At 73.5% G+C, this 14668-nt stretch carries 12 protein-coding genes; 5 read left to right on the forward strand and 7 right to left on the reverse strand.

The genetic code is table 11. From position 1 onward, the window contains the following. Nucleotides 1-200: 200 nt before the first annotated feature. Nucleotides 201-707 carry a DUF3017 domain-containing protein gene (locus tag FHX78_RS13175; protein WP_145867647.1) on the reverse strand — a complete coding sequence of 169 codons (507 nt, stop codon included), beginning with the start codon at nt 705-707 and terminating at the stop codon, nt 201-203. Then, the gene (locus tag FHX78_RS13180; protein ID WP_145867648.1) at nt 697-1551 is read right to left on the reverse strand and encodes a bifunctional methylenetetrahydrofolate dehydrogenase/methenyltetrahydrofolate cyclohydrolase; all 855 of its coding nucleotides are present in this window, start codon (nt 1549-1551) and stop codon (nt 697-699) included. Before FHX78_RS13180 ends, FHX78_RS13175 begins: the two co-directional genes overlap by 11 nt. Before the next feature lie 296 nt (nt 1552-1847). On the opposite strand from FHX78_RS13180, the gene FHX78_RS13185 reads away from it, so the two are divergent. The 3 genes from FHX78_RS13185 (at nt 1848) to FHX78_RS13195 (ending at nt 5457) form a co-directional block, all read left to right on the forward strand. Further along, entirely contained in the window at nt 1848-2441 is a 594-nt protein-coding gene (locus tag FHX78_RS13185) for a hypothetical protein (RefSeq protein ID WP_145867649.1), read from the forward strand. A 416-nt stretch (nt 2442-2857) separates the two neighbouring features. Further along, nucleotides 2858-4561, forward strand: a complete 1704-nt coding sequence (locus FHX78_RS13190) for a protein kinase domain-containing protein (RefSeq protein ID WP_145867650.1) — start codon at nt 2858-2860, stop codon at nt 4559-4561. A 143-nt stretch (nt 4562-4704) separates the two neighbouring features. Beyond that, nucleotides 4705-5457: an ALF repeat-containing protein gene (locus tag FHX78_RS13195; RefSeq protein WP_145867651.1), complete on the forward strand. Its 753-nt coding sequence runs from the start codon at nt 4705-4707 to the stop codon at nt 5455-5457. 42 nt (nt 5458-5499) lie between these two features. On the opposite strand, the gene purH is transcribed toward FHX78_RS13195, so the two are convergent. Together purH and purN are read right to left on the reverse strand one after the other, a co-directional pair. Then, the gene (gene purH / locus FHX78_RS13200; protein WP_145867652.1) at nt 5500-7062 is read right to left on the reverse strand and encodes a bifunctional phosphoribosylaminoimidazolecarboxamide formyltransferase/IMP cyclohydrolase; all 1563 of its coding nucleotides are present in this window, start codon (nt 7060-7062) and stop codon (nt 5500-5502) included. Next, the gene (purN, locus tag FHX78_RS13205; RefSeq protein WP_145867653.1) at nt 7059-7697 is read right to left on the reverse strand and encodes a phosphoribosylglycinamide formyltransferase; all 639 of its coding nucleotides are present in this window, start codon (nt 7695-7697) and stop codon (nt 7059-7061) included. Before purN ends, purH begins: the two co-directional genes overlap by 4 nt. Nucleotides 7698-8086: 389 nt before the next feature. Between purN and FHX78_RS13215 the strand changes: the two genes are divergently transcribed. Then, nucleotides 8087-8908 (forward strand): hypothetical protein, encoded by an 822-nt coding sequence (locus FHX78_RS13215; protein ID WP_145867655.1) that lies wholly within the window; start codon nt 8087-8089, stop codon nt 8906-8908. 29 nt (nt 8909-8937) lie between these two features. Here the strand turns inward: FHX78_RS13215 and FHX78_RS13220 are convergent, their stop codons facing one another. Next, nucleotides 8938-10638, reverse strand: a complete 1701-nt coding sequence (locus tag FHX78_RS13220; RefSeq protein WP_229923837.1) for a cell division protein PerM — start codon at nt 10636-10638, stop codon at nt 8938-8940. A gap of 96 nt (nt 10639-10734) precedes the next feature. Here FHX78_RS13220 and FHX78_RS13225 point away from each other — a divergent pair, with 96 nt between their 5' ends. Beyond that, the gene (locus FHX78_RS13225; protein ID WP_145867656.1) at nt 10735-12009 is read left to right on the forward strand and encodes a helix-turn-helix domain-containing protein; all 1275 of its coding nucleotides are present in this window, start codon (nt 10735-10737) and stop codon (nt 12007-12009) included. Nucleotides 12010-12082: 73 nt separating this feature from the next. Here FHX78_RS13225 and sucD read toward each other — a convergent pair whose 3' ends face one another. After that, nucleotides 12083-12967 (reverse strand): succinate--CoA ligase subunit alpha, encoded by an 885-nt coding sequence (sucD, locus tag FHX78_RS13230; protein WP_030871259.1) that lies wholly within the window; start codon nt 12965-12967, stop codon nt 12083-12085. Between the two features lie 21 nt (nt 12968-12988). Continuing rightward, on the reverse strand, nt 12989-14170 hold the full coding sequence (gene sucC, locus FHX78_RS13235) for an ADP-forming succinate--CoA ligase subunit beta (RefSeq protein ID WP_145867657.1): 1182 nt from the start codon (nt 14168-14170) through the stop codon (nt 12989-12991). Nucleotides 14171-14668 lie beyond the last annotated feature (498 nt).

Below are 14668 nucleotides of genomic sequence, written 5' to 3' on the forward strand. Positions count from 1 at the left end.
ACACGTCCGTCCCACGGAGGACACATCGCAAGGCTGTACGAGGATTCCGGGTGACGTAGCGGAACGGTCACTTCCGTGCCACAGCGGCCGGACAGCCGTTGATCAGGCGCTTCACCGTGCAGGAGTGTTGGTCCCGGCGGCGGCCCGTCCTCTCACGGGGGTGTGGACGGGCCGCCGTTCGGGACAGGATCCGCCGTCGGCTAACCGCTGACCGTGAAGTGCAGGGTGTCCTTGAGGAACGGGATCTCCAGCCACGGATCGGGCTGCACCATCAGCGCCAGCATCGCGATCGCCAGGCCCAGCCCGCCGTAGGTCACGATGTCCGTGAAACGGGAGCGGACCGCCAGCATGCCGACGTCCGGCACCAGCCAGCGCAGTACCGCCCCGGCCAGCAGGGCCACGCCGATCAGCAGCGTGCCCAGCCGGAACACGTCCAGCGCGGTCAGCAGCAGCCCCAGCCCGACCGTGAGCAGCACGGCGAGGATCGGCCACTGGCGGGCGGGCGCGGGGGCGTCGCCGGAGGCCGCCCTGCCGCCGCCCTCGGGACGCGCGGTGTCCCGGGTGAACAGCGGGAACCGGCGGGTGGTGCGCCGCGGGACGCCGTCGGCGTCGGGCGCGCTGACGGGATCGCGGACCGTGATCTCCTCGTCCCGCTCCCGCGCCTCGGGGGCGTCCGGGGCGTCCGGGGCGTTCTGCTCAGCCGACACTGCGCTCCGCCGCCTCGACCACGTTGACCAGCAGTTGGGCCCGGGTCATCGGGCCGACACCGCCGGGGTTGGGGGCGACCCAGCCGGCCACCTCGGCCACGCCCGGGTGGACGTCGCCCACGATCTTGCCCTCGGCGCTGCGGGAGACACCGACGTCGAGGACGGCCGCGCCCGGCTTGACGTCCTCCGGACGGATCAGGTGGGCCGAACCGGCCGCGGCGACGATGATGTCCGCGCGCCGCATGTGCGCCGACAGGTCGCGGGTGCCGGTGTGGCACTGGGTCACGGTGGCGTTCTCGCTGCGGCGGGTCAGCAGCAGCGGCATCGGGCGGCCGATGGTGACACCGCGGCCGACGACCACGACCTCGGCGCCCTTGATCTCCACGCCGTGGCGGCGCAGCAGGGTGATGATGCCGTTCGGGGTGCAGGGCAGCGGGGCCGGCTCGTTGAGGACGAGGCGGCCGAGGTTCATCGGGTGGAGGCCGTCGGCGTCCTTCTCCGGGTCCATCAGTTCGAGGATGCGGTTCTCGTCGATGCCCCTGGGCAGCGGCAGCTGGACGATGTAACCGGTGCAGGCGGGGTCCTCGTTCAGCTCGCGGACGACCGCCTCGATCTCCTCCTGCGTGGCGGTGCCGGGCAGTTCGCGCTGGATCGAGGCGATGCCCACCTGGGCGCAGTCGCGGTGCTTGCCGGCGACGTACTTCTGGCTGCCGGGGTCCTCCCCTACGAGGATCGTGCCGAGGCCGGGCGTGACGCCCTTCTCCTTCAGCGCCGCCACGCGGGCGGTCAGCTCGGACTTGATCTCGGCCGCGGTGGCCTTGCCATCGAGAATCTGGGCGGTCATGTCACCCATCCTCGCCGATGAGCGGTCCCCGGTTCCAATCAGCCCGCATTCCGGGCGGCCGCGGCGTTCCAGACCCCGGGACCGATCCGTTCCGGTCGAATTCGGCCAAGATCAGTGATGTTGCACTTGCACAACACATACGGTTCACGGCTGGACAAGCAACAGAACGGTCAAGAACGATAAGTCGCACAGTGCCGCGGGCAGAACCGGGGGGACGGACCGCATCTGTAGAACTTCCTCCGCGCCGTGCCTCGCGTCGTCCCCGCACCTGACGCACAGACGGAGGAAGAAGCGCCATGAGTTTCGGCGACCCGAACAACCCCTACGGGCAGCCGCCCCAGCAGCCCCCGGCCGGACCCGGCTACGGCTACCCCCAGCAGCAGCCCGGCGTCCCGCAGCAGGGCTACGGCTACCCGGCCGCGCCGCCGGTGTCCCAGCCGTACGGCGGCGGCTACGTCCCCACCCGGATGCCCGGCCTCACGCGTGCCGCGCAGATCCTGCTCGCGGTGATCGCCGTGGCGCACGTCCTCATCGCGGCCGCGTACGGCAAGGCGCTGGGCGAGTGGGACGAGACGATGCTCGAGGCCGGCATCACCGGTGACGCCGAGGCCGAGCGGTACGCCGACCTGGGCAAGGGCGTCGTCGTCTTCTTCCTGGGCCTGGCCGCCGTCTTCGCGATACTCGGCCTCGTGCTGCTGCTGCAGTACGCCAAGGGCGGCAACGGCGTCCGCGTCTGCTCGATCGTGTACGCCTCGTTCGCCATCGTCAGCGGCATCTTCTCGCTGGCGCTCTACGGACTGGGCCTGCTCATCATGGTCGTCTCGATCCTGGTGATCGTCTTCGCGGCGAAGCGGACCAGCGCGGAATGGTTCCGCCGGCCGCGGTACTGACACATCCGCACCGGCCCCGGACACATCCGCACCGGCCGCGCTCCTGACACACCACGTCGGCCGCGGTACCGAACACCCGCCCCGGTCCCGCCCACCGCACGGGCGCCTCACCGCCGCCGGGGCGACCCCCTCACCCCCTCCCCCGCTCGCATCAGGGAACGCGACCCCGAACAGTCGGGGGAGGGGGAACGACTCCCCTCGCGGCACCACCGCCGCGCCGTCGCGCCGGACCCGCGCGACGGCGCCTCCGGCCCGCTGATCCACGGAGCGGTCGTCAGCGGTCGTCACCTTCCCGGAACGGGCCGCACTCGTCCGTGACTCCGGGCCACTCCCCCGTCACAGAGACGGTAACCTCCCGTCAGCTGGAGCGACACACCAGCACTTTACGGGCGTAAGGACAGTCGGGGGACTCATTCATGACAGACCAGCGGCCCGGGCCGCCGTACCCGTCGGCGTCCGGTGAGGCCGCCGTCCCGCAGACCGGGGCGGCTCCGTTGCAGCCGGGGGATCCGGCGCGGATCGGGCCGTACGTGCCGCTCGGGCGGCTGGGCAGCGGCGGCATGGGCCGGGTCTATCTGGCCCGGCCCGCCGACGGCCGGCCGGGGCTCGCCGCGGTGAAGGTGATCCGGCCCGAGTACGCGGAGGACCCCGAGTTCCGGCGGCGGTTCGAGCGGGAGGCCGCCGTGCACGGCCGGGTCAGGGGGCCGTACGCGCCGCAGCTGCTGGGCACCGGGTTCGCGGACTCGCTGCTGTGGATGGCCACGCAGTACCTCCCGGGCGTCAACCTCACCGACGCCGTCCGCGGCTGCGGCAGGCTGGACGCGGCCGGGATGTGGTGGCTCGTCGGCGAGCTGGGACAGGCCCTGTCGGCGCTGTCCGGTGCCGGGATCATCCACCGGGACCTCAAACCGTCCAACGTGATCCTCACCCTGCGCGGTGTCCACGTCATCGACTTCGGCATCTCGCAGGCCGTGGACAGCAGCGCGATCACCTCGACCGGCGCGCGGGTCGGCACGCCCGCCTACATGTCCCCCGAGTACCTGCGCGAGGGCCGCTGCGACACCGCCTCCGACGTGTTCTCGCTCGCCGGCACCCTCGTCTACGCGGCCACCGGCAGCGCGCCGTTCGGTGACGGAACCGGCGTGGACGTGATGCACCGCGTCGCGTTCGAGGACCCGAACCCTGAGGTCATGGCGGTACTCGCGGCCCTGGACGCCGGGTTGGCCGCGCTGCTCTCCGCCTGCCTCGCCAAGGACCCCGCCGCCCGGCCCACCCCGGGGCAGCTGGCCGACGCGGCGGAGCGGCACCGCGGCGCCCCTTCGTGGCAGGAGCCGCTGGGCGCCCGTCTGCTCGCCCGGCAGCAGGCGTACGACGCGCTGGAGAACGCGCCCGCCGGGCGGGCCGGCCCCGGGCGCACGCCGACCGAGCGGGTCGCCGCCCCCGTGCCGGGCCCCGGCTTCGGACCGGCGACGCCACCGGGCGCGTACGGGGTGCCGACGGTGGTCGAGCGTGGGCAGCGGTGGTGGCGCAGGCCCCACCTCGCCGTCGCGGCGGGGCTCGCGGTCTGCGCCGTGGCGGCCGGCGCCCATCTGCTCACCCGCCCGCCGGTCGACCAGGGACCCTCCGCCTCCTCCGCGGCGTCCGGCGGCAGCACCGCCGACGACGCCCTGGCCTCGCTGCTGCCGTTTCCGTCCGGGGCGCCGTCCGGCGCGGGCGGGGAGAAGGAGGGCAAGGAGGGGAAGGGCGGTACGGATGCGAAGTCCCCGGAGGACGAGCGGGGTTCGGGCGCGGGTGAGGAGGACGCCGGTCCGGGCGGCGACGGCGCCCCGTCCCCCGGGCCCACCCGGTCGGCGGCCGGGTCCGCCGTCCCGCCCTGGAACTCCCGGTGCACGTACTACTCCGGCACCCGGATCACCGTCTACGGCGACAACGGCCAGCGCGTGGTCCAGGTGCAGTGCCTGCTCACCGAGCGGGGCTACAGCGTGGGACGGGCGGGCGTCGACGGCGCGTTCGGCAAGGACACCGCGGCCGCGGTCCGGCGGTTCCAGCGCGACAAGGGACTGGACGCCGACGGCCACGTGGGCCCTCAGACCTGGGCGGCGCTGCGCGGCCGGGCGTGATCACGGCGGCTCCGGCCCGGCAATGACGGGGCGTCAGAGTTGCCGAAAATACGCAGTGATCTTCACCCCGGGAAGTGAAAGGGTGTTCGAGGCGGCAGTCGCCGCCCTCCGTGAAAACCCTTACCCACGAGGCAGGTTCACGTATGAGACTGACCCGCGGTGCACTGCTGGTCGCCACCACGGCGCTGACGCCGGCCCTCCTGCTCACCACCCCCGCCCTCGCGGCGGGCGCGGCCCCGTCGTCCGTGGCCGTGACGGCGGCAGCGGCGAGCACGGACGAGCCGGGCACACCGGTGGAGGAGATGTCGGAGGAGGAGCTGCGTCTCGCCCTCGCCCGCATCCTGGCCGACCCGGACTCCGGCAAGCGCGTCACCCGGGAGGCCAACGAGGCCCTCGACGGCACGGTGGAGGACATGCGCGCCTGGCTCGAAACCGGCTATCGCCTGGCGCAGTTCGAGGACGACCGCGTCGCCATCACCACGATCCTCGCCAAGCCCTACGCCGGCAAGCGCGTCCAGCGGGAGATCAACGCGATCCTCGACGCCCCCACCCCCGAGAACACCCGCGCCTGGCTCGAAACCGGCTACCGCCTCGCGCAGTTCGAGGACGACCGCGTCGCCATCACCACGATCCTCGCCAAGCCCTACGCCGGCAAGCGCGTCCAGCGGGAGATCAACGCGATCCTCGACGCCCCCACCCCCGAGAACACCCGCGCCTGGCTCGAAACCGGCTACCGCCTCGCGCAGGCGGAGGACGACCGCGTCGCCGTCGCCACCCTCCTCGCCGACCCGACCATCAGCGACGCGCTCCGTGCGGCGGCCGAGGAGGTCATGGACGGTACGCCCGAGGAGTTGCGGTACTTCCTGGAGGTCGGCCGGTACGAGGTGGACAAGTAGCGGGTTCCGTCCGCCCGTCCACGAGGACGGGCGGACGGGCCGTCAGTGGAAGAAGTGGCGCGTGCCCGTGAAGTACATCGTCACGCCCGCCTTCTTCGCGGCCTCGACGACCAGCTCGTCGCGGACCGAACCGCCGGGCTGGACCACGGCCTTCACACCGGCGCCGGTGAGGATCTCCAGGCCGTCGGGGAAGGGGAAGAACGCGTCGGAGGCGGCGTAGGAACCGGCCGCGCGCTCGGCGCCCGCCCGCTCCACGGCCAGCTTCGCCGAGTCCACGCGGTTGACCTGGCCCATGCCGACGCCGACGGAGGCGCCGTCCTTGGCGAGCAGGATCGCGTTGGACTTCACCGCGCGGCAGGCCCGCCAGGCGAAGGCCAGCTCCGCCAGCTCCGCCTCGGGAAGGGCCTCGCCGGTGGCGAGGGTCCAGGTGGCCGGGTCGTCGCCGTCGGCCTGGAGGCGGTCGGCGACCTGGAGCAGGGCACCGCCGTCGATCGGCTTGACCTCGACCGGGTGGTCGGGGCGGCCCGGGGCGCGCAGTACGCGGATGTTCTTCTTCTTGGCGAGGGCCTCCAGCGCGCCGTCCTCGTAGTCCGGCGCGACGATGACCTCGGTGAAGATCTCCGCGACCTGCTCGGCCATCTCCTTGGACACCGGGCGGTTCACGGCGATCACGCCGCCGAACGCGGACAGCGGGTCGCAGGCGTGCGCCTTGCGGTGCGCCTCGGCGACGTCCGCGCCGATCGCGATGCCGCAGGGGTTGGCGTGCTTGATGATCGCCACGCACGGCTCGTCGTGGTCGTACGCGGCACGGCGCGCGGCGTCCGTGTCCGTGTAGTTGTTGTACGACATCTCCTTGCCGTGCAGCTGCTCGGCCTCGGCCAGACCGCCCGTGCCCGCGGTGTAGAGGGCGGCGGGCTGGTGCGGGTTCTCGCCGTAGCGCAGGGTGTGGGCGCGCTCCAGGCTGGTGGCGAGGAACTCGGGGAACCGGGCGTCCTCGGCGGGCGCGTAGACGGTGGCGAACCAGGTCGAGACGGCGATGTCGTACTCGGCCGTGTGCCGGAAGGCCTCCGCGGCGAGCCGCTTGCGGGTGGCGAGGTCGAAGCCGCCGTCCCGGACCGCGGTGAGGACGTCCGCGTACCGCGCCGGGCTGGTGACGACGGCGACCGACGGGTGGTTCTTCGCGGCGGCGCGCACCATGGACGGGCCGCCGATGTCGATCTGCTCCACGCACTCGTCGGGCGTCGCGCCGGAGGCGACGGTCTCGCGGAACGGGTAGAGGTTGACGACCACGAGGTCGAACGGCTCCACGCCCAGCTCGGCGAGCTGGTCGCGGTGGGTCTCCAGGCGCAGGTCGGCGAGGATGCCGGCGTGGACCTTGGGGTGCAGGGTCTTGACGCGGCCGTCCAGGCACTCGGGGAAGCCGGTCAGCTCCTCGACCTTGGTGACGGGGACGCCCGCGGCGGCGATCCTCGCGGCGGTGGACCCGGTGGAGACGAGCTCCACGCCGGCCTCGTGCAGGCCGCGCGCGAGGTCCTCGAGGCCGGTCTTGTCGTAGACGCTGACGAGCGCCCGTCGGATGGCCCGCTTGTTGCTCTCGGCGGTCACTGGATAACTACCTTTCGTCCCTCAATGCGATAGCCGTTGCGGGCGAGCCGCCCCACGACCTCGACGAGCAGCCTTCGCTCGACTTCCTTGATGCGCTCGTGCAGAGCGCTCTCGTCGTCCTCGTCCCGGATCTCCACCACGCCCTGCGCGATGATCGGCCCGGTGTCGACGCCGTCGTCGACGAAGTGGACGGTGCAGCCGGTGACCTTGGCGCCGTACGCGAGCGCGTCCCGTACGCCGTGGGCTCCCGGGAAACTGGGCAGCAGCGCGGGGTGGGTGTTGACGAACCGGCCGCCGAAGCGCGCGAGGAACTCCTTCCCCACGATCTTCATGAACCCGGCGGACACCACCAGGTCCGGTGCGTGGGCGGCGACGGCCTCGGCGAGCGCCGCGTCCCACTCCTCCCGGGTCGCGTGGTCCCTGACCTTGCAGACGAAGGTCGGCAGCCCGGCGCGCTCGGCGCGGGCCAGCCCCTCGATGCCCTCGCGGTCGGCGCCGACGGCCACGATCTCGGCCCCGTACGCCTCGGCGCCGGTGGCGGCGATCTCGTCGAGGAGCGCCTGCAGATTGGTGCCGGATCCGGAGACCAGCACGACGAGACGCCTGGCGCGCTCGGCCACGGGCTTGGCGGCCACGGTGGGGCCCTTTCTCGGGGAGCGTCCGTGCGGTCGGCGGCACAGCGCTTTGTACATTCATACGAATGCTTCGCGTCCCTGGATACGGGGAAGCCTACGAAGCGGCCGACCGTCAGCAACGATACCGGCACACCGGGCGGCCCCCACGGGACGGGGGGATGGCTGGAAGGTAGCGTCTGGGAAGAGCCGGTCCGGGAAGGCCGGGTTCCAGGGACGCCGGGGGCGCGCGGGAACGCGAGCCGTGCACCGGGCGTTCACAGGATGACGGACCCGGGCCGGAGGGCCGACAGGAACACGCCGGCTCAGCAGCTCAGTCGTATGTCGAAACGTCGTGCCGGGCGGTCGCGCCGGACCACGCCGTGCTTCATTAAGGGGAAGACGCTCACTTGATGCCGGACCGCAGCCTGCGACTCCTCACATTCCCCCAGCAGTCGGCCCAGGGAGGGGAGCGGGGCGCCGTGCTGCTGCGGGAGCACCCCGCCTCGCCGCCCGACGCCCCCCGCAGCGGGGGCAGCGGCGACGGCGGGGACACCGGCTCCCGGGACGCCGAGGGGGCGCGGGGCCCGGAGGGCTCTCAGGGCTCTCAGGGCTCTCAGGGCTCTCAGGAAGACAACCCGTTCGCTCCGCCGCCGGAGGGGACTCCCGACCGGCCCTGGCAGCCCAGGCACCCGTCCGGCGGGGACGGCGGCGGCCGCACCCCCTGGGGCCGGAACTGGAGCGACCGGCAGCCCGGCCGCTCCCCCGGCGGCTTCGGCGAGCGCCCGCGCGGCCCGGAGGGGCCGGGGGGCGGACCCCAGGGCCCCGGGCCGCGCTGGGACCCGACGGACCCGGCCCAGCGCCGCGCGCGCTTCGCCCTGCTGTCCGGCATGTGGGCCTTCTTCTTCGCCCTCTTCAGCTGGCCCTACGTGGCCCTGCTGCTGGGCGCGCTGGCCCTGTACTGGGGCGTCAGCGCCCTGCGCGCCAAGCCCCGCACACCGGACCCGGACTCCCCGGCGCCGGAGCAGACGGCCCGGCCGCAGACCACCGCCGCGGTGAGCGGCCTGGTCACGGCGTCCCTGGCCCTCGCCCTGGTCGCCGCGACCTTCGCGGCCCAGCTGGTCTACAACGACTACTACACCTGCACCAACGACGCCCTCACGCAGGAGGCCCGCCAGTCCTGCACCGACCTCCTCCCGGAGGAACTGCGCGGCCTGCTGGGCACCGCCGACTGACGCCGGGCCCCGGGGCCCGGCACCCGCCCTCACGGAGCGGGATCGCGCCATGGCGCGTCCGGCCGGGGTCCGGCCGGTGTTCCGGGGGTGCCGGACGGGGGCCTGGTGTCCCCGGGTCCGGCGCTCCAGTACGGGGTGTCGAGGTCGGGGAGCAGGTAGGGCTCGTCCGGGTCGTGGTGCTGGACCGGGGAGACGGGCCGGTCCGATCCGCCGCCGTGGCTCCTGCGGCCTCCGTGGGGCGATTCCTCACTGTCGACCGTTTCCGGGTGGCGGGACGGCCAATGGCGCCCGGGCCGTCCGCTTCCGAGGGCGTCGGCCCGGTCCCGGTACCAGGAGAACCAGTGACGCGCGAGCCGTCGGCTGCCGGGGTCATCGGTGCGCGGATCCCGGTCGGGGCCGCCGAGCCCCGGGGTGCGTCCGCACGGCGCGTCGGCGGGCGGGCGGCGGTGCCAGGCCCGTAGCGCCAGTGCCGTGGCGACCGCGATCGGTGCGAGCCACGCCGGCGTCGCCGCCCCCACCTGCCACCACACCGGGCCGAACCGGGAGAGCGCCGCCACCCCCAGCGGGCCGCCCGCGAGCGCGGCGAGGGCGGCGAGCAGGGCCGCACAGAGCACGGCCGCCAGCGCTGCCGCGGCGACGGTCCGGCCGCGCGTCCAGACGACCGCGGGCGCGCCCGCGGTGGCCCTCCGGCCCACGCACCACCCGACCACCGCCCCGGCCGCCACCGGCACCACCGCGGCCGCCCAGTTCACCGGCGTCCCCGCCCCCGCGTCCGGCACCGCGGCGAGCAGCGGGAACGGCGGCAGCAGCGGGGCCGGCGCGGAGGAGAGCGGGGTCACCGGAGCACCGGCACCGAGCAGGAAGCCGGGGCCCAGCGCGTAGGCCGCCGCCCACACCGCGGCGTTCGGCACCAGCGTGACGCAGAGCAGCAGCACGGCCAGCCATCCCGACCAGCCCTCCGTCAGACGCGGGAACGCCGCCCGGGCCTCCCCGCCGTGCCAGGCCAGTGACACCGCCAGCAGCACCGCGCCGCCCCCGGTCAGCACCGCCGCCCCGGCCGCCGCGGCCCGTGCCGCCGCCCCGGGGCGGCCGTCCGGTCCGAGGACGAGATGGCGCGCGCCCCTGGGCAGCACCGCCGCCAGCACCCGTTCCAGCGGGCCGCTCGGACGGCCGTACGCCGTCCACACCCCCGCGCCCGTGGCCGCCACGGCGACCAGGGGGACGCTCAGGCCGGTCCAGGTCCACGCCGGCCGCAGCACGCCGCCGGCGGCGTACAGCGCGGTGGGGGCGGCGACGGCGAGGTAGCCGAGGACGACGCCCGCCCAGGCCGTGCGGCCGGGAACGAGCGGGGCCTCGTCGTCCGCGTCCCCGTCCGCGGCGTCCCGGGCGGCCCGGCGCAGCAGCCACACCGGCAGTACGAGCAGCAGCAGCGGCGGGACGCCCAGGGGCGCGGGGAGACCGGAGAGGGTGTCGGTGCGGACCAGTTCGGCGCCGTGCGCCAGCAGCCACAGCGCCGCCGCGACGTGCAGCGCGCCGCCGGGTCCGCTGTCGGGGTAGGGGGAGCTGATCCAGAGCAGGGTCACGAGCACGGTGAACGCCGAGAGCCCCAGTCCGGCCGCGAGGGCGCCACCGAGGAGGGCGGAGGCCAGCCCGGGCGAGCGGTCGCGCAGCCGGGTGCGCAGGGCGGCCGTCGTGGTACGGCGAGCGGTCATCTGGGTCACGTCCGCCATGCTCCCAACGACACGCGCTTCACGGGCGTAACGGGCGAAGCACCGCTGTGTCGCTCAATATACGTTTATGTACTTTTTCGTGCGGAGGGGTGTCCGGTGACGCGGAGCCCTGCCACCCCACTCCCCCCGCCCGGGGAACGCCGACGCCTGCGTGAAGCGGGCGCGCTGACGCGGGATCAGCTCGCCGAGCGGGTCGGCGTCCGGCCCGCGACGGTGCGCGCGTGGGAGTCCGGCCGCAGCACGCCACGCGGCCGCAGCGGGGAGGCGTACGCGCGGCTGCTGGCCGGTCTCGCCGGGACGGAGGGAGGGACGGGCGAGGACGGAGCACGGGCTTCCGCGCCGGAACACCCGGAACACCCGGAGCACCCGGAGCACTCGGGGCACCCGGGGCACTCGGGGCACCCGGGACACCATGACCGGCGGGATCGTCAGAAAGCGGGGGCGATGGCGATGGCGATGGTGACGGTGCGTCCGGAACGGCGCGGTGGTGGTACGGCCGGTCCCGAGCCCTCCGCCTTCGTACAGGCGCCGCCGCCGTCGGCCCTGCCCTCCGACGCCCCGGACGCCGCCGCGGACCTGACGCCCGCTCAGGCCTTCGACGCCCTGTACTCCTTCTGCGCCCCCGCACTCGTCCGGCAGGCGTACCTGCTCACCGGCCGCCGCGACCTCGCCCGCGAGTCCGTGGAGCGGGCCTTCCAGCTGGCCTGGGACCGCTGGCCCGAGGTGGCCCGCGACCCCGACCCGGCCGGCTGGGTGCGCGCGGCGGCGTACGAGTGGGCGCTCTCCCCGTGGCACCGCTTCCTCCGCCGCCACCGGCAGCCCGAGCCCCCGCCGCCCGACGAGGACGACCGGGCGCTCCTCGACGTCCTGCTGCACCTGCCCCCGCCATACCGCCGCACGCTCGTGCTGTACGACGGTGTCGGGCTCGGTCTGCCCGAGACGGCGGCGGAGACGGAGGCCACCACCCGGGCGACGGCGGGCCGGCTGCTGCACGCGCGCGAGACCGTCGCCGCCCGGCTGCCGGACCTGTCCGATCCGCGGGAACTGCACCAGCGGCTGGCCGAGCTGGCCTCCACCGGGCGGCTGCGGTCGGCCGCCCCGCCGGCGGTGCGCGGCGGCAGCGAGCGCCGGGCCCGCTTCTGGACCCGCGCCGCCATCGCCTTCACCGTCGCCCTGATCGGCGCCACGACGCTCACCCTGCGCACCGCCCCCACCCGTTACGAGCCGCCGGTGCCGCCGGGCGAGACGGTGCAGGGCGTTCCGCCGCCGGTGGCACCCGGTCCCTTGTCGGAGGAGGAGCGGGAGCTGCGGGCCCGGCTGCGGGAGGAGTTCCCGGGCGGGCCGGAGCGGCTGACGCCACAGGCGCGTTGAACGACGGTGGGCCCGTCCCCCGAGGGGAACGGGCCCAGCCGTGCCGTGCTGTGTTGTGCTGTGTGCCGGTGACTCAGCCGGCGAGGATCGCGCGCGCCAGCTTCGCCGTCTCGGTCGGCGTCTTGCCGACCTTGACGCCGGCGGCCTCGAGGGCCTCCTTCTTGGCGGCGGCCGTGCCGGAGGAACCGGAGACGATGGCGCCGGCGTGGCCCATGGTCTTGCCCTCGGGCGCGGTGAAGCCCGCGACGTAGCCGACGACCGGCTTCTTCACGTTCTCCTTGATGAAGGCCGCGGCCCGCTCCTCGGCGTCGCCGCCGATCTCACCGATCATCACGATCAGGTCGGTGTCGGGGTCGGCCTCGAACGCGGCGAGCGCGTCGATGTGCGTGGTGCCGATGACCGGGTCGCCACCGATGCCGACGGCGGAGGAGAAGCCGATGTCCCGCAGCTCGTACATCATCTGGTACGTCAGCGTGCCGGACTTCGAGACCAGGCCGATGCGGCCGGGCTTGGTGATGTCGCCCGGGATGATGCCGGCGTTCGACTGACCGGGGGTGATCAGACCCGGGCAGTTCGGGCCGATGATCCGGGTCTTGTTGCCCTTCTCCACGGCGTACGCGTAGAACGCGGCGGAGTCGTGCACCGCGATGCCCTCGGTGATGACGACCGCGAGCGGGATCTCGGCGTCGATCGCCTCGACCACGGCGGCCTTGGCGAAGGCCGGCGGGACGAAGAGGACGGACACGTTGGCGCCGGTCTTCTCCATCGCCTCGGCGACCGTGCCGAAGACCGGGATCTCGTTGCCGTCGATGTCGACGGACGTGCCCGCCTTGCGCGGGTTCACGCCACCGACGATGTTCGTGCCGTCGGCCAGCATGAGCTTGGTGTGCTTCATGCCCGTGGCACCGGTCATGCCCTGGACGATGACCTTGCTGTCCTTGTTGAGGAAGATAGCCATGGCTGTGTAGTCCCTCGTCCCTTACTTCGCAGCAGCCGCGAGCTCGGCGGCCTTGTCGGCCGCGCCGTCCATGGTGTCCACGCGCTGGACCAGCGGGTGGTTGGCGTCGGAGAGGATCTTGCGACCCAGCTCGGCGTTGTTGCCGTCGAGACGGACGACCAGCGGCTTGGTGACTTCCTCACCGCGGTCCGCGAGCAGCTGCAGCGCCTGCACGATGCCGTTGGCGACCTCGTCGCAGGCGGTGATGCCGCCGAAGACGTTGACGAAGACGGACTTGACGTCCGGGTCGCCGAGGATGATCTCCAGGCCGTTCGCCATGACGGCGGCGGAGGCGCCGCCACCGATGTCGAGGAAGTTGGCGGGCTTGACGCCGCCGTGGGCCTCACCGGCGTAGGCGACGACGTCCAGGGTGCTCATGACGAGACCCGCGCCGTTGCCGATGATGCCGACCTCGCCGTCGAGCTTGACGTAGTTGAGGTTCTTCTCCTTGGCGGCGGCCTCGAGAGGGTTGGCCGACGCCTTGTCCTGGAGGGCCTCGTGCTCCGGCTGGCGGAACTCGGCATTCTCGTCCAGGGAGACCTTGCCGTCCAGGGCGATGACGTCACCGGAGGCGACCTTGGCCAGCGGGTTGACCTCGACGAGGAGCGCGTCCTCGGCGACGAAGGTCTTCCACAGGGTGACCAGGATGTCGGCGACCTTGTCGGCGACCTCGGCCGGGAAGTTCGCGGCCTCGACGATCTCGCGGGCCTTGGCGGGGGTCACCCCCTCGTTGGCGTCGATCGGGGTCTTGGCGACGGCCTCGGGGCGGGTGGCCGCCACCTCCTCGATCTCCATGCCGCCCTCGACGGAGGCGATGGAGAGGAAGGTGCGGTTGGCACGGTCGAGGAGGAAGGAGACGTAGTACTCCTCCAGGATCTCCGGGGCCGTCTCGGCGATCATCACCTTGTGGACCGTGTGGCCCTTGATGTCCATGCCGAGGATGTCCGTCGCGCGGGCGACGGCCTCGTCCGGGGTCGCGGCGAGCTTGACGCCGCCGGCCTTGCCGCGGCCGCCGACCTTCACCTGGGCCTTGACGACGGACTTGCCACCGAGCCGCTCGGTGGCTGCGCGGGCCGCCTCAGGCGTGTCGATGACTTCACCGGCCAGCACCGGTACATCGTGCTTGGCGAAGAGGTCCCTCGCCTGGTACTCGAACAGGTCCACGCGCTTCCGTCCCTATCAGTGATCTCGCGGTTCGTTGGATGCGTGGGCGTGCCGCGAAGGGCAACGTGACGTCCGCTGTGTCACAAGGGAGGCGCACACGGTGTCCGAGCGCGCGGCATGTCCGTCTCGCAGGTTATCGCCGCATGGGTGACCTCTCTAAATCGCGGGTCACACGTGAGCGGTGATACCTGTCACATGATGCCGCCATCCCTGGCACGGGGTGCCGGACGTGAGGGGCCTCACCGGGCTGGGGTTGACCCGGTGAGGCCCTTTCGTACCACCCGGAGGGGGCTGAACGCCCTGCTCTCCGCGGTGCGGGTGCGGCGGCCCCCTCCCCGATGGGGGCCGCGGTACCCCTCCCCGGGAATGCCGGCCGGACGAGCCGACGGCTTTCGGCCGTCCGTGGCCCGAGGCCCCGGGGAGTCGTTGTTACCCACGAGTGTTACTCGTGAGTCATGTTCGGGGTGTCATCTTCGCTCTTCGGCCGACCCGCCGAGA

The sequence above is a fragment of the Streptomyces capillispiralis genome, from assembly GCF_007829875.1.
Lineage (GTDB): Bacteria > Actinomycetota > Actinomycetes > Streptomycetales > Streptomycetaceae > Streptomyces > Streptomyces capillispiralis.